This window comes from Thalassovita mediterranea (genome assembly GCF_001458435.1).
Lineage (GTDB): Bacteria > Pseudomonadota > Alphaproteobacteria > Rhodobacterales > Rhodobacteraceae > Thalassobius > Thalassobius mediterraneus.
The window spans coordinates 173,804-194,394 of the sequence record NZ_CYSF01000009.1; the positions used below are offsets into that span (position 1 = coordinate 173,804).

General features: G+C 58.9%; 21 protein-coding genes. 4 read left to right on the forward strand and 17 right to left on the reverse strand.

The genetic code is table 11. From position 1 onward, the window contains the following. Nucleotides 1–31: 31 nt before the first annotated feature. Together ctaA and TM5383_RS10695 are read right to left on the reverse strand one after the other, a co-directional pair. On the reverse strand, nt 32–1,177 hold the full coding sequence (gene ctaA / locus TM5383_RS10690) for a heme A synthase (protein ID WP_058319027.1): 1,146 nt from the start codon (nt 1,175–1,177) through the stop codon (nt 32–34). A 94-nt stretch (nt 1,178–1,271) separates the two neighbouring features. After that, the gene (locus TM5383_RS10695; RefSeq protein ID WP_058319028.1) at nt 1,272–2,024 is read right to left on the reverse strand and encodes an RNA methyltransferase; all 753 of its coding nucleotides are present in this window, start codon (nt 2,022–2,024) and stop codon (nt 1,272–1,274) included. Nucleotides 2,025–2,187: 163 nt separating this feature from the next. Between TM5383_RS10695 and TM5383_RS10700 the strand changes: the two genes are divergently transcribed. Next, nucleotides 2,188–2,808, forward strand: coding sequence for a thiamine phosphate synthase (locus TM5383_RS10700; RefSeq protein ID WP_058319029.1), 621 nt, complete (start codon nt 2,188–2,190; stop codon nt 2,806–2,808). Nucleotides 2,809–2,869: 61 nt separating this feature from the next. Here the strand turns inward: TM5383_RS10700 and lpxB are convergent, their stop codons facing one another. The 13 genes from lpxB to pyrH all read right to left on the reverse strand — a co-directional run bounded on the left by lpxB (nt 2,870) and on the right by pyrH (nt 15,378). Next, nucleotides 2,870–4,036 carry a lipid-A-disaccharide synthase gene (gene lpxB / locus TM5383_RS10705; RefSeq protein ID WP_058319030.1) on the reverse strand — a complete coding sequence of 389 codons (1,167 nt, stop codon included), beginning with the start codon at nt 4,034–4,036 and terminating at the stop codon, nt 2,870–2,872. Continuing rightward, nucleotides 4,036–4,851: an LpxI family protein gene (locus TM5383_RS10710; RefSeq protein WP_058319031.1), complete on the reverse strand. Its 816-nt coding sequence runs from the start codon at nt 4,849–4,851 to the stop codon at nt 4,036–4,038. The genes lpxB and TM5383_RS10710 overlap by 1 nt, the downstream gene beginning before the upstream one ends. A 12-nt stretch (nt 4,852–4,863) precedes the next feature. Continuing rightward, nucleotides 4,864–5,643 carry an acyl-ACP--UDP-N-acetylglucosamine O-acyltransferase gene (lpxA, locus tag TM5383_RS10715; protein ID WP_058319032.1) on the reverse strand — a complete coding sequence of 260 codons (780 nt, stop codon included), beginning with the start codon at nt 5,641–5,643 and terminating at the stop codon, nt 4,864–4,866. A 5-nt stretch (nt 5,644–5,648) separates the two neighbouring features. After that, on the reverse strand, nt 5,649–6,119 hold the full coding sequence (gene fabZ / locus TM5383_RS10720; RefSeq protein ID WP_058319033.1) for a 3-hydroxyacyl-ACP dehydratase FabZ: 471 nt from the start codon (nt 6,117–6,119) through the stop codon (nt 5,649–5,651). A 105-nt stretch (nt 6,120–6,224) separates the two neighbouring features. Then, nucleotides 6,225–6,773 carry an OmpH/Skp family outer membrane protein gene (locus tag TM5383_RS10725; protein WP_058319034.1) on the reverse strand — a complete coding sequence of 183 codons (549 nt, stop codon included), beginning with the start codon at nt 6,771–6,773 and terminating at the stop codon, nt 6,225–6,227. Between the two features lie 176 nt (nt 6,774–6,949). Continuing rightward, nucleotides 6,950–9,334, reverse strand: a complete 2,385-nt coding sequence (gene bamA, locus TM5383_RS10730) for an outer membrane protein assembly factor BamA (RefSeq protein WP_058319035.1) — start codon at nt 9,332–9,334, stop codon at nt 6,950–6,952. A 172-nt stretch (nt 9,335–9,506) separates the two neighbouring features. After that, nucleotides 9,507–9,632 carry a hypothetical protein gene (locus TM5383_RS17095; protein WP_268807754.1) on the reverse strand — a complete coding sequence of 42 codons (126 nt, stop codon included), beginning with the start codon at nt 9,630–9,632 and terminating at the stop codon, nt 9,507–9,509. 140 nt (nt 9,633–9,772) lie between these two features. Further along, nucleotides 9,773–11,110: an RIP metalloprotease RseP gene (gene rseP / locus TM5383_RS10735; protein ID WP_231725125.1), complete on the reverse strand. Its 1,338-nt coding sequence runs from the start codon at nt 11,108–11,110 to the stop codon at nt 9,773–9,775. A 28-nt stretch (nt 11,111–11,138) separates the two neighbouring features. Beyond that, nucleotides 11,139–12,308 carry a 1-deoxy-D-xylulose-5-phosphate reductoisomerase gene (gene dxr, locus TM5383_RS10740; RefSeq protein ID WP_058319037.1) on the reverse strand — a complete coding sequence of 390 codons (1,170 nt, stop codon included), beginning with the start codon at nt 12,306–12,308 and terminating at the stop codon, nt 11,139–11,141. Continuing rightward, nucleotides 12,305–13,099 (reverse strand): phosphatidate cytidylyltransferase, encoded by a 795-nt coding sequence (locus TM5383_RS10745; RefSeq protein WP_058319038.1) that lies wholly within the window; start codon nt 13,097–13,099, stop codon nt 12,305–12,307. Before TM5383_RS10745 ends, dxr begins: the two co-directional genes overlap by 4 nt. After that, nucleotides 13,096–13,836 (reverse strand): undecaprenyl pyrophosphate synthase, encoded by a 741-nt coding sequence (gene uppS / locus TM5383_RS10750; RefSeq protein WP_058319039.1) that lies wholly within the window; start codon nt 13,834–13,836, stop codon nt 13,096–13,098. The genes TM5383_RS10745 and uppS overlap by 4 nt, the downstream gene beginning before the upstream one ends. Before the next feature lie 13 nt (nt 13,837–13,849). Beyond that, nucleotides 13,850–14,413, reverse strand: coding sequence for a ribosome recycling factor (frr, locus tag TM5383_RS10755; RefSeq protein WP_058319040.1), 564 nt, complete (start codon nt 14,411–14,413; stop codon nt 13,850–13,852). A gap of 212 nt (nt 14,414–14,625) precedes the next feature. After that, nucleotides 14,626–15,378 carry a UMP kinase gene (pyrH, locus tag TM5383_RS10760; protein WP_058319041.1) on the reverse strand — a complete coding sequence of 251 codons (753 nt, stop codon included), beginning with the start codon at nt 15,376–15,378 and terminating at the stop codon, nt 14,626–14,628. Between the two features lie 173 nt (nt 15,379–15,551). Here pyrH and miaA point away from each other — a divergent pair, with 173 nt between their 5' ends. Further along, nucleotides 15,552–16,439, forward strand: coding sequence for a tRNA (adenosine(37)-N6)-dimethylallyltransferase MiaA (miaA, locus tag TM5383_RS10765; RefSeq protein WP_058319042.1), 888 nt, complete (start codon nt 15,552–15,554; stop codon nt 16,437–16,439). Between the two features lie 160 nt (nt 16,440–16,599). After that, a complete protein-coding gene (locus TM5383_RS10770) occupies nt 16,600–17,445 on the forward strand; it encodes an AraC family transcriptional regulator (RefSeq protein ID WP_076399959.1) in 846 nt (281 codons plus the stop codon). Between the two features lie 13 nt (nt 17,446–17,458). Here the strand turns inward: TM5383_RS10770 and TM5383_RS10775 are convergent, their stop codons facing one another. Both TM5383_RS10775 and TM5383_RS10780 read right to left on the reverse strand, forming a co-directional pair. Beyond that, entirely contained in the window at nt 17,459–18,646 is a 1,188-nt protein-coding gene (locus TM5383_RS10775; RefSeq protein WP_058319076.1) for a cytochrome-c peroxidase, read from the reverse strand. A gap of 195 nt (nt 18,647–18,841) precedes the next feature. Next, on the reverse strand, nt 18,842–19,456 hold the full coding sequence (locus TM5383_RS10780; RefSeq protein ID WP_082645459.1) for a lytic transglycosylase domain-containing protein: 615 nt from the start codon (nt 19,454–19,456) through the stop codon (nt 18,842–18,844). A 293-nt stretch (nt 19,457–19,749) separates the two neighbouring features. On the opposite strand from TM5383_RS10780, the gene ssb reads away from it, so the two are divergent. Further along, the gene (ssb, locus tag TM5383_RS10785; RefSeq protein WP_058319043.1) at nt 19,750–20,256 is read left to right on the forward strand and encodes a single-stranded DNA-binding protein; all 507 of its coding nucleotides are present in this window, start codon (nt 19,750–19,752) and stop codon (nt 20,254–20,256) included. The last annotated feature ends 335 nt before the right edge of the window (nt 20,257–20,591 follow it).

Below are 20,591 nucleotides of genomic sequence, written 5' to 3' on the forward strand. Positions count from 1 at the left end.
TCCATCACTCCAAAATTAAACACGCACAGACCTAGCCGCGCAGAGAGGCCACAATCGGATGCGCGGCCAGAAAACGCGCACGCAGGATCAAAGCAAACACAAGAATCGCAAACACCTGATGCACAATCGCAATGTTCCAAGGCGCAGCGGTCACAACGGTGTAGATGCCCAACACGATCTGCGCGATCACCGCGATGAAGGCCGCCGTAAAGGCCGCGCGCGTCGCCGCATGGGCCGACTTGCGCCCTTTGACAAAGGCCATCACACTAAACGCCAACAGCACATATCCCACCATGCGGTGAATGAACTGCACCAGACCTGCGTTTTCAAAGAAGTTGCGCCAAACCGGTGTGATATCAAACGCCTCGGGCGGGAAAAACTGATCCTGCATCCACGGCCAATCGGTAAAGCTACGACCTGCATCAATGCCAGCAACCAGCGCACCCAGCAGGATCTGCAAAAATGCCAGATGCAGCCAACCGGTTGACAGGCCAAACAAACGTGCCTCTTTTTGACGGCGGGCCTGCATCAGCTCGCGCTCTTCGCGCCCGAGCAGCATCACGTACCACGCGATAAAACCAAGGATCACAAAGGCCAGACCAAGATGGGTCGCCAAACGGTAAGAGGCCACAGTCGTCACGCCTTCGCCCGACGTGACGCCAGAGGCAACCATCCACCAGCCCACAGCGCCCTGCAGACCGCCAAGACCACCGATAAAGGCCAGACGTCCGGTCCAGCCCACAGGGATCTTGCGTGCCGCCAAGAAGCCGAAGAAGCCGACGGCCCAGACCAGACCGATCACACGGCCGATCTGACGATGACCCCATTCCCACCAGTAGATGAATTTGAAATCTTCCAGTGTCATCCACTGGTTATCAATCGCCCATTGGTCGATCTGTTTGTATTTATCGAACTCGGATTGCCAGTCTGCCTCATTCAGCGGAGGGATGGCCCCCGTTACAGGGCGCCATTCTGTGATCGACAGCCCGCTGTCGGTCAAACGGGTCAGGCCGCCAACCACAACCATCACAACGACCATGGCAAACAGCACCATCAGCCACGCGCGAATGCCGCGCCGTGCGCCGCCGCGTCCCTGATCAATCATGCCGCCCTTGGGCGCGGGTTTGCTGGCGCTTTGCTCACCAACCTCTTCGAATATATTGCGTTTCTGGCTCATTCCACCCTCCGGTTCCGGCGCAGGATATGGGGTATATAGGGCGCAGGGCAATGCCGGTGCGACCACTTGTCTTGGCTATGATGTTTTGGGGCGATTATTTATCGCCGCTGCGCTCTTTCCAGCGCACCATCTGGCGCATCACGCCATGCAGCATCTGGGTGTCAGACCGCGTCAGGCGCATCCGCGACCACAGATTGCGCAGGTTCACCTTCATCCCTTCGGCCTTTTCCGGCGGGAAGAAGAAACCGGCCTCGTCCAGACGGTCCTCATAGTGTTCGGCCAGCTTCTCCACCTCAATGGTGCTGGCCCATTCGGACCCAGCCATTTCGACCCGCTCACCCTCAATTTCAACCGACTGACGACGGAATTCATAGGCGGTCAGCAACACACATTGGGCAAGGTTCAGGCTAAAGAATTCCGGGTTCACCGGCACGGTGATGATCGCATTGGCGCGCGCCACATCCTCGTTTTCCAGACCAGAGCGTTCTGGGCCGAACATCACCGCAACCTTTTCACCGGCGGCGATCTTCTGACGCGCCAGCTCCATCGCCGCCTCAGGGCTATAAACAGGCTTGGTCATGCCGCGACCACGGGCCGTGGTGGCGAACACAAAGGTGCAATCATCCAGCGCCTCGGCCACGGTGTCATGCACCCCCGCCTCATCCAGCAGCCGCCCGGCACCAGAGGCCAGCGCAACCGCGCGCTGGTTCGGCCAGCCGTCACGAGGATCGACAATACGCATCCGATCAAGGCCAAAGTTCCACATCGCACGCGCCGCCGCGCCGATGTTTTCCCCCATCTGCGGGCGCACCAGAACAAAGCTGGGCTGTGGCATATCGCTGGGCATCACGGGTCTCCAAAAAATCCAATGCCGCCTGATAATCCACCGCCGCCGTCTTTTCCAGCCCTGCCAGCATGATGTCAGCAATAGCCAAAGCGAAAAAACCAATGTATAGCGGCGCGAACGCATGAATTCGGGCCACCTGCGCCCGCAATAAAGGAGCCGCGCCATGTCAGAGGTTGAGCAGCCGCAAATCTATCTGATCACCCCCCCTGAGGTGGAGCTGTCGCGCTTCCCTGATCGTCTGGCGGCGGTTCTGGATGCCCACGATGTGGCTTGCGTCCGTCTGGCATTGGCCACACGGGACGAGGACAAGATCAGCCGCGCCGCCGATGCCTTGCGCGAGGTGACATATTCCCGCGATGTGGCGCTGGTGATCGACAACCACATGCTGCTGGTCGAACGTCTGGGTCTGGACGGTGTCCACCTGACCGACGGCGCGCGTTCTGTGCGTAAAACGCGCAAGGCGCTGGGTCAGGACGCCATCGTCGGCGCCTTCTGCGGTGCATCGACACATGATGGCATGTCGGCGGGTGAGGCTGGCAGCGACTACGTGGCCTTTGGCCCGCTGCGCGACACCGGTTTGGATGATGGCACCGTGGCAGAGCGTGATCTGTTCCAGTGGTGGTCCGAAATGATCGAAGTGCCCGTGGTGGCCGAAGGCGCCCTGACGCCTGAGATCGTGCGCGAGGTGTCGCCGTTCACCGACTTCTTCGGCATCGGTGAAGAGATCTGGAACGCAGAAGATGCGGTGAAAGCACTGGCCGATCTGAAAGCCGAATTCAGCTAAGAGACACGCGGGCGGGAAATCTGGCGCCAGATTTCCCCGCAACCCAGACGTTTAGGCGTGATTAAACCTGCACGCCCATGCCACGCAAAACCGCATGGGCGGCGCGCAGACCCGGACGCTGCCCTCCACGGCCCAGGCGCTGCATGGTCAGTTCCATCGCCTCTTGCTGCCCACGTGCGCCGTCCAGCACTTTCAGAACCGCAGGGGCGATAAGCTCTGGCTGGCAGTTCTTGCCGATAAACTCGGGGATGGTGCGGGTGTCTGACACCAGATTCACCAGCGTCACCGTGTCGATCTTCAACATCCGTGAAATGATGATCCGGCTCAGCCAGTTCATGTCATAGGCAATGACCATCGGCGTGGCGGCAGCGGCCAGTTCCAGCGACACCGTGCCAGACGCCGCCAGCGCCGCGTCCGCCGCTGCAAAGGCCGCAGCCTTTTCCAATTTGTAGATCGCCGGATCCATACCACGCGGGTCCATCACGAACGGTTTCACCGGCCACTGCGCGACCTGTTCGTTGACCAGATCGGTGACATTCGCGGTCGTTGGGATCACCACGTTCAGATCCGGCTGTGCAGCCACCACGTCCGTCAACACCGCGCCAAATGTAGGCGTCAGGCGGCTGACCTCGCCACGGCGCGATCCGGGCAGGACGAGCAGTGTTTTCCCCTGCCCCATACGGTGTTTCGCACGAAACAGCGTCGCCTCTGACGCGCTGGCTTGCGGTTCTGACACGACCGGATGACCGACGAAGCTACATTCCATCCCTGCCGCCTCCATCAGGGGCGGTTCAAACGGTAGCAGGGCCAGAACGTGATCAATCACCTTGGCCATTTTAGCAGCACGCCCCTCGCGCCATGCCCAAACCGACGGCGCGACGTAATGCACGGTGCGGATATCGCTAGCGGCCTTAACCAACTTCGCCACACGCAGGCAGAAATCGGGGCTGTCGATGGTGATCATCACGTCAGGTTTCGCCGCCAGCGCGGCCTCTGCCGTTTCGGCAATGCGGCGTTTCAACTGGCGGTATTTCGGCAGGATTTCGGCCAATCCCATGACGGATAGCTCATCCATGGGAAACAGGCTCTGCATCCCTTCGGCCTGCATCAGCGGTCCGCCGACGCCGAGGAATTCCACCTGATCTTCCAGCAGCTCAGACAGGCCCGCCATCAAGGCAGCGCCCAGACGGTCGCCCGAAGCCTCACCCGCGATCAAGAAGATACGCATCAGGAATGCCCCTCAAACTCTTGCCCCAGCAGGAAAATACCCGCCTCATTTGCCGCCGCAATCGTGCGGTCGCGTTCCAGAACCATCACATGGCCGGCCTGTACCGCGATTCCGGCCAGTCCGGCAGCAGCAACCTGCGCCACGGTATCCGGCCCGATTGCGGGCATATCGACGCGCAGATCCTGCCCCGCTTTGGCGGCCTTCACAAAGACACCCTTGGCCCCACGGCGCAGATGCGGCGCGGTACGGGTGACAGTATCCAACATAAATTCGGTGCCCTGCAGGGTTTCCACCCCCAAAACCAAACCACCGCCAACCACACAGCCCTGCCCCACATCATGGGGCGACAAGGCGGTCAGGATGGCAGCGGCGCGGGTGATGTCTGCGGTTGCAGTCACGTCCGGTTCAGGACCAGCCAGTAGCGCGGCCTCAGCGGTCAGACCGTCCAGCAGCTCATGGGCGCCTAGAACCTCAAAACCTTCATCCTCGATCACTGAAATGATCAGCCGCAACAGCGCATCATCACCGCCCTGCATCGCCGCCATCAAGCGTGGCGCAAGCGCGATCATGAAGGGATCAAGGGCGGCAGGGTCCAGCGGTGGGCGGCTCATCGAGCCAGCCATGACAACACGGGTTACGCCCGCAGCACGCAAAGCGTCAAACAACTCGCCCAGACGTTCAAACCGGTGGGTTTCAACCGCGCCGGTCAATTGGTGCGCCACGCCTTCGAACGTCACGCACAGCGCATCGGGATGTGCTGCGGAAAGGGCAACGGGCAAAGCCCCGTCGCCGGAAAGAATTGCCAGACGCCCCATCAGATCCGCCCCTTAGCTGGGTGTTAGGAAGGAGCGATCAGACGCTCCGGTGACGAAATCAATGATCTCGCGCACGTAGTCGCTATCGTCATCAAGGTTGCGCACCCGTTCTTGGAACGTGCCCTCACCCGACGCCATCGCCTTCAACGCGGCCCGCAGCGCAGAGATATCCGCACGCGGCACGCCACGCCGTTTCAGGCCGACGAGGTTCAACCCGTCCAATTCACCGCGCGGTGCCTGCACCAGACCGTAGGGCATCACATCCGCAGTCACCATCGACAGGGCACCAATGATTGCCCCCTTGCCGATGCGCACAAACTGATGAATGCCCGACAAGCCGCCGATGATCACATCATCATCAATCAGGCAATGGCCCGCGACAGCGGTAGAGTTCACGACAATCACGCGGTTCCCAATGATGGCATCATGGGCGATGTGGCAGCCAGCCATGAACAAGCCGTCGTCACCAATTTTGGTCAAACCGCCGCCACCTTCGGTGCCGGTGTTCATCGTCACGTGTTCGCGGATCCGGTTACGCGCCCCAATTTCCAGACGGGTCGCTTCGCCGTTGAATTTCAGGTCCTGCGGAATCTCACCGATCACAGCGAACGAGAAGATCACCGTGTCTTCTCCAATAGAGGTTTTGCCAGACACGACAACGTGGCTTTTCAGTTCGACCCGATCATGCAGGACAACGTCTTTGCCCACGACACAAAACGGGCCGATTTTGCAGCCCGCCCCGATTTGCGCGCCATCCTCGATAATGGCAGAGGGGTGAATATCAGCACTCATACCGATCACCCTGCGTTGGCGCTGAGGTCCATCATCGCGGTAAATTCGCATTCGCAGGCCATTTCGCCTTCGACCGTTGCGACACCGGCGAATTTCCAGACCTTGCCGCCCGGTTTACCACGGGTGGTGGTCACCTTCATTTCCAGCACGTCGCCAGGAACGACCATGCGGCGGAACTTGGCCTTGTCGATGGCCATGAAGTAAACCAGCATGTTCTTGTCGGCCATATCCAGCGCGGTGCCCACCATCACGGCGGCGGTTTGCGCCATCGCCTCGACGATGGTCACACCGGGCATGATCGGTTTGCCGGGGAAGTGGCCCTGAAAATGGGGCTCGTTCATGGTGACGTTTTTGATGCCACGGCCGGACTGATAGCCGTCGATGTCCACTACCTTGTCCACCAGCAGGAAAGGATAGCGATGCGGGATGATCCGTTGGATCAGGTCGATATCCGCTGACAGCAGCTGCTCGGTCATGGTGTGTCCTTTCTGACGCCGTATTCTTATCGCTGATCCCTAGCAAGTCGCCGCCAAAGGGGCAAGCAAACAAGCACCTTGGCCGCGATCTCTATCTATCTGGGATCAGTTGTCGTTTCCCGCTTGTGGTGCGTTTTCGGTCGCAGGCGCGGCATCGGTCTCTGTGCTTGTACCGTCGTCGGTGCCGGTCTGTCCGCTTTGGCCTGCGATAAAGGCCAAACCGTCCCCCAGTTCTGCATTGATGCGCGCGATCGCGTCATCCGTGATTTCGATCGACAGATTAGTGGCATAGACATTGCGTTTTTCCACAATGATTGCGGCGCCACGTTCTGTCATCAACGCTTCTACCACGGGAAAGGCGGCGGTCAGAAAACGGCGCTCAGCCAATTCCACGCGCGACTCGATAACCTGTTGTTTGGCGGTTTGTTCGCGCCGGATACCCTGCACACGCTCGTGAAACGCATCAGCCATTTTGGCGAAGGTTGCGCTGTCCAACTGCGCCCGCTGCGCGGTCAGCGCCTGCTCTTCTGCGCGCAGTTCGTCAGCAATACGGGTGTTTTCCACATCAAGCGCACGCAAGGCATCCTGATATTCCGCGATCACACGCAACCCAAATGCAGAGCCGCGGAAGAACTGTTCGCTGTCGATGCTCAAAACGGGGGATTGGATAGGTGCCGTGGGTGTGGCCTGCGACTGCACCTGAGGGGTGGCCGATGACTGCGGTAAAGACGTATCTTGCGCCCCAGCTCCTGTGGTTAGCGGCAGCCCCAATAGGACCGCCGCCAAGGTGGCGCGCCCAATCTGGCGCTGCCTTTTCGTCATCATTCGCATCAGAATTGGGTCGAGACCGTCAAGTTGAAGGTCTGTTCCTGATCGAATTCCTCTTTCTGCAATGCGTGGCTCCAGTTGAAGCGCAGCGGGCCGATCGGCGTGGTCCAGAACAGCGACACACCGACGACCTGACGCAGGGTGAAATCATCATAGAACACATCACCCGTTGCCGCAGCCGCGTTACCGACCCCCCAGACCGAGCCGACATCGTAGAATACACCGCCACTCAGGCCATATTCTTCGGGCAGGCCCAGCGGGAATTCCGCCTCGAAACGCGCGACGGCGAATTTGTCGCCACCAAGGGCGTCGTTGGACACAATCGCCCCAGTCGGAACACCGCCAGCGCGCACAATCTCACGCGGGCCGATCCCGTCAGGCTGGAAGCCGCGGATCAGGCCGCTGCCAATCTGGAAACGGTCTACCGACCGGCTGGAGCCCTGATTGAACGCCAGAATACCCGCCTCAACGGTGGCGCGCAGCGTGATCTCATCATTGAACACTTTGGTCTGCGCAGTCGCGTTACCTGTGGTTTTGATGTAGGTGTTGTTGCTACCCATACCGCCCGCTTCTTGTTCGAAGGTCAGACGGTAGCCACGATCACGTTCCAGTTCGTCGATACGGCTGTCATAGGTCAGACGATACCCCAGCCCCAGATCCCATTCGTCCGGACGATCAATTTCCGAAGTAACGATACCACCAAGGTCAGTGACGCTGGCGCGACGTTTCAGCGAAATCCGTTCTGCTTTGGTGAAGACACCCAAGCGGCTCTTTTCACCCAGCGCAAAGCTCAGCCCCGGACGCAAGCGAATGGTTTCAGTGTCAAAGTTCGCAAACGAACCAGAGGTGCTTTCGGAGTAAGTCGCATCCAGCGAGAAAGACAAGTCACGCCCCAGCAGCGCCGGTTCGGTGAACTGCAGGCTGTAAACCCGTGATCCTTCGGCACCCGACAGGTTCAGCGCAACAGATTGCCCACGACCAAGGAAGTTACGTTCGCGCAGACCAATCACCAGACCCAGACCTGCGTTGGTGGAATAGGTCCCACCAAAGTTGAGCGAGCCTGTGGGCTGCTCTTCGACGGAAACATCCACGATCACCTGATCAGGACGGCTACCTTCACGAGCGCGCACATCCGAGTTTCCAAAGAACCCAAGCGCGCGAATACGCTCTGCGGTCTCACGAATCTCACGTGGGTTGAAGGGGTCACCTTCAACAATGCGGAACTGGCGACGAATGACCTGATCCAGCGTGGTGGTGTTGCCTTCGATATCGATACGTTCCACGAAAACACGCGGGCCACGTACCAATTCAAATTCAACATCCAAGGTCAGGTCGCGTTCATTACGGCTGATGCGCGGTTCAACACGAACAAAGTTCAGACCTTTTTTGTTGGCCAGACCTTCCAGACGGGAAATGGCATTTTCAACACCGGTCGGGGTGTAAATGTCGCCGCTTTTCAGTTTCAGTTCTTCCTGAAACTCATCTGCGTCCACGTCAGACAGATCGGAAATGGTGGTGATTTCACCGACGCGGAACTGATCACCTTCGTGGACGTTGAACGTCACAAAGTAAGCGTCACGTTCACGGGCCAATTCGGCGTTCACACCCATCACGCGGAAATCCACGTAGCCGCGCGACATGTAGAAATCGCTCAGCACCTGCTTGTCGAACTCGATCCGATCTTCGACCAGGGTATCGCTACGCAGGAAACGGCGCAACAGGCCTGCCTGTTTGGTGCTCAGGACGCGACGCAGACGGCGATCAGGATAAACGGCATTGCCAACGAAGCTGATGCGCTCAATCTCGGTTACGTCACCTTCGAACACCTCAAAGACAACATCGACGCGGTTATCGCTGCGGCGAATGATCTTGGGGGTGACGCGGCTGGCCAGACGGCCCTGCTGCGCATAGGCTTCGGCGATTTTTTCCGCATCACGGTCCGCCTTGGCAGGATCAAACACCAAACGCGGTTTGATTTCCAAAAACGCGGTCAGATCTTCGTCTTTCAGACGACGGTTGCCTTCAATCGCGACACGGTTCACCGTCGGATATTCGGTAACTTCGATCACCAGCGTGCCGCCGCGCGGTACAATCTCAACGCTTTCAAACAGGCCACTGGCCAAAATACGTTGATACGCCGCGTTCAGTTCACCGGCAGATACAGTCTGCCCACGCGCGATCCCAGCATAGGACAAAATGGTCCCATCTTCGATGCGCTGGTTTCCTTCGATTGAAACGGAATTGAACCGGTAACTCTGCGCCGAGGCAACATTCGGCGCGGCTGTCAGCGCGGTGGTAGCAGAAAGAAAAACAGCGAGCCCCAGGCTGCGCAGTTTCGATTTAGATTCGGCAGGCGAAACGCGCCGACCCCCCAGAAAGTTGGTCATTCAATCAACCTAAGTCAGACATCCCATTGTTGTCCTGACTAACCAGATTGTCGCCCATTGTCAAAAGCACAAACCGCCCAAGGGGAACATGGGCGGCGCTTTGCTAATGTTTCCAAGGCATCGTCGCAGATACGCCGCATACATACGCAGCGCAATGTCTGCGACTGAGGGTTTAGGGCGTGCTGAATACGACCGTCAGCGCCAGCGTCAACGCGATGGTGCCGACCATCAGGATACGATCCCAGTTCAGTTCCAACAGCAGGCTCAGGCCGTTGTAGCTTTGTTGAATGATGTGCATGCCAGTCTCCTTTGCGAAGGCGGAAAGGGATTGGACCGCGTGGTCCCCGACAACGTGGATAGACCGCCAATAAGGCAAAAAAGGGGCACAATCGCGCCCCTTTTGTTAAGATTTTAGCGATCAGAGCCCAATCGGCTACATCACGGACAGAAGAAATCGTTGAACAACGCAAATGCCGTCAGCGACAGGATCACCGTCAGACCTAGCGTCATCAAGAACTGCAATGCGCGCTCGCTAGGCTTGCGCCCTGTTACGGCCTCGTAGGCGTAAAACGTCAGGTGGCCACCATCCAAAACCGGGATCGGGAACAGGTTCAGCAACCCAACGGCAGTGGACAGAACACCAATAAAATAGATGAAGTTCTCAAACCCCTGCCGCGCCATTGCGCCACTGACCTGCGCAATACCCAGCGGGCCGGACATGTTGCACGAACTGATCGCACCCGACACCATATGATACAGACCCGAAAAAGAGCCAGTGATGATGCTGGTGGTCATGTTTACGCCTGCTTCGATCCCTTGCAATGGGGACAACTGCTCCGTGGCGGGGCGGAACAACATTCCACCCACGATGCCGATGCGCCAGTTGGTTTCATACCCACCGCCCGGCTGAGGTTCATCCACGCGCTTGGCCGACAGGGTCACATCCAGAACTTCGCCATCACGCCATACAGTCAGCGCCAGCGGCGCCCCTTCGGCCGCTAGAACAGCCTGCTGCAGTTGGCGGAACGCAAGGATTTCTTTGCCTTCGACATGGGTTATCACATCGCCTTGCTGCATGCCGCTTTCATAGGCCGCCGATTGCGGTGCCAGCTGCACAACAACAGCCGGCATCGGGTGGGCCGTGCTGACAGTGGTTTCTACCCCACCCCGACGCAGCAGATAATCGACGTTGGATTCAACAGGCAGTTGGCGCAGCAACTCATCAAAGGTCAGCGCATCCCCCGGCCCCGGCACCTTGATCCCACCGATTTCCAGCACTTCGTCACCAGGACGCAGATCAACTGCGTAGGGCACGGTGTTTACCGAGCCGACTGTCAGGGGCTGGCGGGGGGTGCCGTTCAAAGTGGCGATCGCCGCAAAGATGGCAATCGACATGATAAAGTTAAAAATAGGCCCAGCGGAAACCGTTGCCGCACGTGCCCACAATGGGGCGCCAGCCATGGTATTGCGCGCAGGCGGTGTGGCGTCTGGGTCCCCTTCGGACCCGACAGAGGCCGCGTTGGCGTCGCCCACAAATTTCACATAGCCGCCGAAGGGCAGAGCAGCCAGTTGCCAACGGGTGCCACGCTTGTCCACGCGTGAAAAGATCACCGGCCCGAAACCCAGCGAAAACACCTCGGCCTCAATCCCCGACCAACGGCCGACGATGTAGTGGCCATATTCATGCACGGCAACGATGATGGACAAAGCCACCACGAAGGCCACGAAGGTCGTCAGCGAACCGCCCAATGCGGAAAACAAGGAAAGACTGTCCAAGTTCATACCTCTTGATTAACGCGCAATGCTACGCGCGCTGCTTCAGCAGCGTGTCTGCCTGTTCTCTTGCCAGATGGTCTATGGTGGCCACATTGGCAAGGGTCACCGGCTGCATCAGGTCCGCTGCACCGGCAGAAAGTTTGTCCAGCACATCCTCAACCATGCGCGCCATATCCAGAAAGCCCAAAGATCCGGCAATGAAATGATCCAGCGCCCGTTCCTTGGCCGCGTTGAACGCCGCGCCATAAAGGCCGCCCTTCTCCATCACCTCATAGGCCAACCGCAGCGCTGGATAGCGCTGCATGTCGGGCGCACGGAAGGTCAGTTGCCCGATCGCCACCAGATCCAGACGGGCCACCGGCAGTTCGCGCCGTTCAGGCCAGTGCAGTGCGTAGCCGATGGCATGGCGCATATCGGGCGCCCCCACATGGGCCATCAGAGCCCCGTCGTTGAACCCGACAAGGGCGTGCACCATGCTTTCGGGATGCACCACGACCTCGATCTGGTCAGGGCGCACGCCGAAGTATTCTTTGGTTTCAATGACCTCTAGCGCCTTGTTGAACATGGACGCGCTGTCGATGGTGATGCGCTGGCCCATGTCCCAGTTCGGGTGGCTCGACGCCTCGGCCAAGGTCGCGGTCGCCAGCTTTTCCAGCGGCCAATCGCGGAAGGCCCCGCCGGAGGCTGTGATGATGATGCGCTCAACCGCTGCCATATCCTCACCCACCAAACCTTGGAAGATGGCGGAGTGTTCGCTGTCCACCGGCAAAACGCGGGCATTGTGCGCCTTGGCCGTGGCCATCAGCAAGGGACCTGCTGCGACCAGCGATTCCTTATTGGCCAGCGCAAGTGTTGCGCCCTGTTCCAGCGCCTTTAGCCCCGGTTCCAGGCCGGCGGCGCCGACGATGGCGGACATCACCCAATCTGCGGGGCGGCTTGCCGCCTCGGTCAACGCAGTCTTACCAGCCGCGGCCTCAATCCCTGATCCATCCAGCGCTTCGCGCAGGTCGGGCAGCAGTTCTGGATAGGCAGTGACGGCAACATCCGCGTTCAGACGTTTGGCGTCATGGGCCAGCTGCACGATATTGCGCCCCCCGCTGAGGGCGACGACGTCATACCCGTCAGGATCACGCGCGATCAGATCAATGGTGTTTTGCCCGATGGAGCCTGTGGCGCCGAATATGGAAACCTTTCTCATCCCACCCCCGGCAGAATTTGCAGCAGATGACCAGCAACCAGCACCAAGAGAAGCGCGCCCAGCATGCCGTCGAAACGATCCAGAAAACCGCCGTGGCCGGGGATCAGGTTCGAACTGTCTTTGATGCCGAACCGACGTTTGATCGCGCTTTCGGCGATGTCACCCATTTGCGCGGCAAAAGCGGTGATAACGGACAGAACGATTAGCCCCAGACCCGCCGGACTGTTCATCGCAAACAGCGCACCGATGATGCCTGCGCCAACCCAGCCAGCGATGGTGCCGGACCACGTTTTCTTGGGGCTGACCTTGGGCCAGAACTTCGGCCCACCCAGCAGGCGACCTGCGAAGTATCCGGCGATATCGCTCATCACCACAACAGACACCAGCCAGCCCAGCCAGAACAACCCATGTCCGCCCATGATGACCAAGGCGCTATAGCTGCCCAAGAGCACAACCGCGCCATAGGCCATCCAGATGCCAGCGCTACCCGTTGCGACCATCGAGGCCCCCACCAGCAAGGGCGCCGCCAGCATCGGCAGGTGCACGATCACCGGCAGATAGGACAGCGCAGCCATCACCACAGCGCTCAGCACCCCTAGTTGCACCGGCGCACCGGGCTGTTTTGGCCCCAGAATGCGCACCAATTCCCAGATCATCAGACCCGCCACAGCAGCAACCAGCAGCACAAAGGCCACGCCGCCCTGCCACAGCGCCGCAGCGCCCACGGCAACCATGACCAGCGCCGACAACAGGCGCGGCCCCAGGTCGGTCCATTTCGATTTTATGCTCATGTCTTTACAGCACCAAAGCGCCGGTCACGTCCGGCGTAGCTTTTGACCAGCTTGGTAAAGATTTCATCGGTGAAATCCGGCCACAGCGTGTCAATGAATTCGTATTCCGCATAGGCAGATTGCCAAAGCAAAAAGTTGGAAATCCGTGCTTCGCCACTGGTGCGGATCACCAGATCGGGATCAGGCAACACGCAGGTATCCAGATACTTGGGCAGGGTTTCCTCGCCCACATCAGCTGGGTCCAGTCGACCATCCGCGACGTCCTGCGCCAGACGTTTGGTGGCGCGCGCCACCTCATCGCGACCGCCATAGTTCAGCGCGATAGTCAGGTTCACCCGCGTATTGCCGGCTGTATAGTCTTCCAACTCGTCCATCAGCTTGACCAGCTTGGCATCCAGCCGCACCCGATCCCCGATGAACCGTACCCGCACGCCTTCGTCATGCAGGGCGCGGGTTTCTTTCTTGATGTAGCGGCGGAACAGGCTCATCAAACCGGATACTTCGGTTTGTGTGCGTTTCCAGTTCTCGGTCGAGAAGGCGAAAATCGTCACACATTTCACCCCGAGGTCAGGGCATGCTTCGACGATTTCGCGAACACGGCGCGCGCCAGCGCGGTGACCAAATAGACGTGGTCTGCCGCGCGATTGCGCCCAGCGCCCGTTGCCATCCATGATGATGGCAACATGTTGAGGACCTTTGCGGTCAGTTGCCTGCGCCGTGTCGCTGTTTTTTGACATCGTGCTGATCCGATCAGACCTGCATGATTTCGGCTTGTTTGGTTTCAAGCGCTTTGTCGACGTTGCCGATGAAGGTGTTGGTCAGATCCTGAACCTCGGTTTCCCAGAGTTTCTGGTCGTCCTCGGACATGCCGTCGTTTTTGGCCTTCTTGATCTGATCCATACCGTCGCGGCGTACGTTGCGGATCGCAACACGGGCGCTTTCGGCGTATTGGGCAGCAACGCGGCCCAGATCGCGGCGGCGCTCTTCGTTCAGCTCAGGGATTGGCAGCATGATGATGGTGCCGTTCAGCTGTGGGTTGATGCCCAGGCCGGAGTTACGGATCGCTTTTTCAACGGCGCCCACCATGGATTTATCCCAGACGTTTACCGTCACCATGCGCGGTTCCGGCACGTTCACTGTGCCCACCTGGTTGATCGGGGTTTTCTGGCCGTAAGCTTCAACCATCACCGGCTCCAGCATGGTGGCCGAGGCACGCCCGGTCCGCAGCGATGCGAATTCGGTCTTCAGGTTGGACATGGCACCTTCCATGCGGCGCTCCAGATCGTCGGTATCGATCATGAAATCATCGGACATTTCTGCTGTTTCCGTCAGTTGTCTGCGTCAGGGATTAGCTCATAAGCTATTGTGGGACAGTTGTATAGCACCGCGACCCAAGGGTGAAGGGCGAACCGCATTGCGGGTGGCGTATTCTTGCAAACGACAGCCCGTTCAACCGAAAAAGGCGCGCCCTCAGGGCACGCCAGTTCCAGTTTCTACATCAGCAACCGCTGCAGCGTAGCCGAGCCTTAGCTGTGGACGGTGGTGTAGGTGCCACGGCCTGCCAGAATACCCTTGAACCCACCCGGTTCATCCAACGGGAAGACGATCAGCGGCAGGTTGTTGTCCCGCGCCAGCGCAATGGCCGAGGCATCCATGACCTTTAGGTGCTTGGCCAGAACCTCATCATAGGTGATATCCTCATAGCGCACTGCATCGGCGTTGGTGGCGGGGTCTTTGTCGTAGATACCGTCCACACCATTCTTACCCATAAAGATCGCTTCACAGGCCATCTCATTCGCACGCAGGGTCGCGGCGGTGTCGGTGGTGAAATAGGGGTTACCAGTGCCGGCGGCAAAGATGCAGACACGCTTCTTCTCAAGGTGGCGCACAGCACGGCGACGGATGTACGGCTCGCAGACCTCATCCATACGGATCGCGGAAATCACACGGGTGAACACGCCGATGCTTTCCAGCGCGCTTTGCATTGCCAGCGCGTTCATCACGGTCGCCAGCATACCCATATAGTCAGCGGTGGTGCGTTCCATCCCCTGCGCCGCACCGGAAAGGCCACGGAACACGTTACCGCCACCGATGACCATGCAGATCTCAACCCCCAGATCATGCACCGTCTTTACCTCACGGGCGATACGCTCCACGGTCGGCGGATGCAGGCCAAAGCCCTGATCGCCCATCAATGCCTCACCGCTGATTTTCAGCATGACGCGATTGAATTTGGTGTCGTTTTCTAGGGTGATGGCGGAGGAGGTGTCGGCGGCCATGCGGGGCTCCATCTGGGAAGGACTCAAAACTTCACGCAAAATGTCGGAAAACGACGTAAGGTTCAATCGAATAACGGGGCGTAAATGAAAAAGCTGCGCCGCTCTAGTGTTACACAAAACGCGGCTCGCGTCCGCCCCTTTCCTCATCCCCACAATCGCGATATTGGCAGGATATGGATCTGATTGCGCAAATATCCCCCGAACAGCCCGTGTTGATCGCAGGCCCCACAGCCTCCGGCAAATCCGCGCTGGCGTTGGAGGTGGCGATGCGACAGGGTGGCGTGGTGATCAATGCGGACGCCATTCAGGTTTTTAACAACTGGCGGGTGCTGACCGCCCGCCCTCCGGCGGAGGATGAGGCGCAGGCGGAACACCTCCTTTACGGCCATATCGCGGGCGATGCGGACTATTCCGTCGGCCACTGGCTGCGCGAGGTTACGCCGTTACTGCAAGGGCAGCGTCCGATCATCGTGGGCGGCACCGGCCTCTACTTCACCGCATTGACCGAAGGTCTGGCCAATATTCCCCCCACCCCACCAGAAGTGCGCGTGCTAGCGGATCGACGGCTGGCCACAGAGGGTCGCGAGGCACTGCTGGCTGAACTGGACGACGCCAGCCGCGACCACATCGACCAGCTGAACCCAATGCGGGTGCAGCGCGCGTGGGAGGTGCTGCACAGCACAGGCAAAGGCATCCGCGCATGGCAATTGGATACCCCGCCGCCTTTGCTGGCGCTGGCGGACTGCTTTCCGATTGTCTTCGACCTCAGCAGTGAAGCGGACAAAGACTGGCTGAACACCCGTATCGCGCAACGCTTTGATCTGATGCTGGAACAAGGCGCATTAGAAGAGGCGGAGGCAAATCTGCCCACATGGAACCCTGCCCATCTGTCCGCCAAAGCCATCGGCGCGCCAGAGCTGATTGCGCATCTGCAAGGCACCCTGACATTGGATCAAGCGCGCGAGGCGGCCACCATCGCCACCCGCCAGTTCGCCAAACGCCAGCGCACATGGTTCCGCGCCCGTATGAAGGCGTGGCACCCCTATCAACCAGCACGGTAGCACCCCGCCCGACCACACATCACATAGCTGCGCACGCCCTGTCTGCGCCGAATAATCGTGCGGTATTCTTAGGAAAATCCTTTACAGAACGCATCTGCCCCCCAAAACTGCGGCTGAGTTTCCGTGATGTCAGACGCAATAGGCAGGCCCGCCCGTGCAGATGCAGCCCCGCACACATCCCCAGACCGCGCCGCAGCCACCGCGCAGCGCATTGGGGGTGTGGCTACGCCCGCTGGCACAGTTCGAACGCGGCGAAGACTGGCGCCTGACCACACTTCATGACCGCAAGGACTATTTGGTCATCTGGCTCACCAAAGGCCAGGGGCGCGTCATACTGGCGGGTCAACGTCGGGGCATTGCAACGCACACAGCGTTAATGATCCCGCCTGATACCTTGTTTTCTATGGATCTGATGCGCAACAGCGGCGCACAGGTTCTGACAGTACCCGCCGATCTGGCTGTGGACCTGGCGCTGCCGCACCGCCCGCACTTGCTACGTTTGCGTGAGGGGCAAGATCAGGCGGAGATGACCCATCGGCTGGACGCCATTCACCGCGAACAGGCCAGCCCCCTACCCCATGCAAGCGACGCACTAAAGGCGCATATTGCGCTCCTCTCCGTTGCGCTAAGACGCTATCTGGATGCAACGGATCCGGCACCGCGCCCCAGCGCCAGCGTCCGCCTAAGCGAAGCCTATTGCGCCTTGATCACCCAACACTATGCCAGCGGCATGGGGGTCAGCGAATATGCCCGAATGCTGGGGGTCACCACACCGCATCTGACACGGTCATGCAAACAGGCCGCAGGCCTGACGGCAGCGGCCATCCTCAGCGACCGCGCGCTTTATGCTGCGCGCGATTTGATCGAACGGTCTGACATGCCGATCAGCACCATCGCCGCTGAACTTCAGTTTGGCACCGCCGCCTACTTTTCACGCTTCGTCACAAAACACACGGGCCACGCCCCATCCAGCCTGCGCAAGCGTGCCACTCACAAATTCACCTAAAGAACTTGCGCGATCACTCTTCCAACAGATGTTCGTAACGCTCGTCTGTCAGCGTTTTCATAAAGGCCACCAGCGCATCAATCCGCTGATCATCAAGCGCAGGGCCATGCGTCAACTGTTCAACAGATAGCGTATCCGGCACCTCAGGCGCGCGCCACGGCTCCCCGGTTTCGGGGTTGATCTGACGCGCCTCTGCGCGGGAATTGTATTTGTTGTAGAACAATACAACGGTGCGCAGATCCTCAAAAACACCATTGTGCATATAGGGCCCGGTCACAGCGACATTGCGCAGGGTCGGTACTTTGAACTTACCAGCAGCATCCGGCGCTTCGACCGCGGGGTTGGCCAAAAGGCCCACATCGACATATTCCTCGTCAATCCCGTTCAAAGCACGGGCGCGCTCATTCACTGGCGTGCCGATATTGTGGTATTCATAATTGCTAAAGGTTTCAAACCGCGACACGGGGCTGGTTTCCAGCTGGTGGCACAGGTTGCAGTTGGTAAACTGCTGCGAGAAGAACAGAACGCGACCCAACTCTTCGTCGCGGGTCAGTTCTACTTCGCCACGCAGATAACGGTCATATTTGCTGTCAAACGGCGCAAACTGCTCTGTGCGTTCGAACGAGGCGATGGCATCCATCATTGCGCTATAGCCAGCATCGGCATCCTGCAACACACCGGCACCGTACAAACGCTCAAAGGCGGTTACATAATCCGCATTGGCGCGCAGGCGCTCCACAACCGCCTCTTTGGACGGCATGCCCATTTCAATTGGGTTCAACGGCGGACCACCCGCCTGTTCGGCTAGATTGGTTACACGACCGTCCCAGAATTGTCCCCCCACATAGGCGCCATCAGCGCGTTGGTGAAAGGGCGGTGAAAACCCGGCGTAACCGATGGAGGGCGTGTTGCGGTCCCCAAGAGAAACCCCGTCATCACCGAGCGAAACCGCGCGTCCTGCGTCCGTCACGCGCGGATCTGCAAAACCGCTTTCAGGATCGTGGCAGGTGGCACAAGACATGGTGCCATTGGCAGACAGATCGACATCGAAGTAGAGCCGTTCCCCAAGCGAGGCACGCTCCATGATCTCTGCCACGAATTCTTCAGCCTGCGCAGGTTGCCCAGTAGGGGCGATGCCCGCAGCAAATGCCGCACCCATCAGCCCTGATACCAAGGCCCCGCCAAAACGCTGAGAGGACATCAAAGAACGCACTGCTTTCATCCTACCTTATTACCGACACGGGGCCGCCAATCGCCGCACCACGAATATGTGCCACCTGATAGAACAACTTTTACGAAAATACCATTAACCAAACAGCGAAAAAAGCGATCTCTTTTGAGAGCCTTGTCACCTGTATCTGGTGTATCTTGCATCGAGGCGGCGAAGGATATCACCTTAGCTGCCAAGGATGATCCGCACATAGTCCCGTGTTTCCTTGAACGGGGGCACCCCGCGGTGTTTTTTCACCGCCCCTGGGCCTGCGTTATAGGCGGCAAGCGCCAGACGCCACGACCCAAAGGTCCGGTATTGCTCTGCTAGGTAACGCGCACCACCGTCCAGATTTTCATAGGGATCATGCGGATCCACGCCCAGTGTCGCAGCGGTTGCAGGCATTAGCTGCGCCAGTCCCAACGCCCCCTTGGGCGACACGGCTTTGGCGTTGAAGCCGCTTTCCTGCTGCACCAGCTTCAAGAACATGTCTTCGGGGATGTTGTGGCGGCGCGCAGCGGAACGGGCCATGTCCAGATAGGGGCCGTCATATTTGCCCTCAAAACCTTCGCCATCCCATTTGGTCGGCGTACGCACCACAGGCGCCGCGATTGATACTGACAGGTTATCCTGCCCTTTCAACCGACCATCCAACAGGTTGGTTTGCGATTTGAACAGCTTGACCCGACTTTTTGACCCTTTCAGATCCGCCGCACCAGCGTGATCCACAGGCACCATCGCGACCGTCATTGCCAACGCCAACAGACCGATCCAAGACGATTTAGCTGTCCGATGTGTCATGAGGCCTCTCTGCCTGTCTCAACCCGAATTGTCACGCGCCACCGCAGGTGCCGGTGACCAACTGCGGGGAATATAAGGAAAACTTGCTTCAAATCCACCCTTTGACACAAAAGCAGGCAATCCTCCGCCTTGGTCCCTAAAAGGCGACGAAGCCGTCGTAGGCCTTGTTTCTAGCAGTTTTCACCGCCCTGCCCCCATTTGAAATTGCATTTTCTGACAATTATAAGAAACTTTACCTTTCCGTGAGAGCATGGTGTAAGCAATGCCCAAGTTCGAGTCAGAGGGAGACAATCATGGCCGGATCCGTCAACAAAGTTATTATCGTCGGCAATCTGGGCCGTGACCCCGAAGTGCGCAGTTTCCAGAACGGCGGCAAGGTGTGCAACCTGCGCATTGCCACCTCTGAAAACTGGAAGGATCGCAACACCGGTGAACGCCGTGAGCGGACCGAATGGCATTCGGTTGCCATCTTCTCGGAACCGCTGGCACGGATTGCGGAACAGTATCTGCGCAAAGGCTCCAAGGTTTATATCGAAGGTCAGCTGGAAACCCGCAAATGGCAGGACCAGAACGGCCAGGATCGCTATTCGACCGAAGTGGTGCTGCGCCCCTACCGTGGGGAACTGACCCTGCTGGACGGCCGTGGTGACAACCAAGGTGGTGGCCAAGGCGGCGGCTACGGCGGTGATCAGGGTGGCTACGGCGGTGGCTACGATCAGGGCGGCGGCTACGGCGGCGGCAACCAGAACCAACAGCAAAGCGCCCCGTCGCGCGATCTGGACGACGAAATCCCGTTCTGATCCGCACACAGCTTATTCAGAGAAAACGGCCGATCACATCGGCCGTTTTTTTGTGCGACTGTTAAAGGATGCGGATCAAATCACCCGATGAACCAATGCCAGCCCAATCGCTGCGTAGATCATCATCGCACCGCTCAGCACCACCAGTGCGCTGATCATGCGACCCACCCGTGGCGGCATTTGTTTGAGACGTTGTTTCACAAAAGCCATAAATAAACTCAGACACTAAAACGTTACATCTTCGTGAATAACGGCAAATCCCGTGCCGGATTTATGCCGCAGGCGTCAAAAATCACCAAAACGCCCAATTTCACTGGCCTTCCGAACCGATCCGG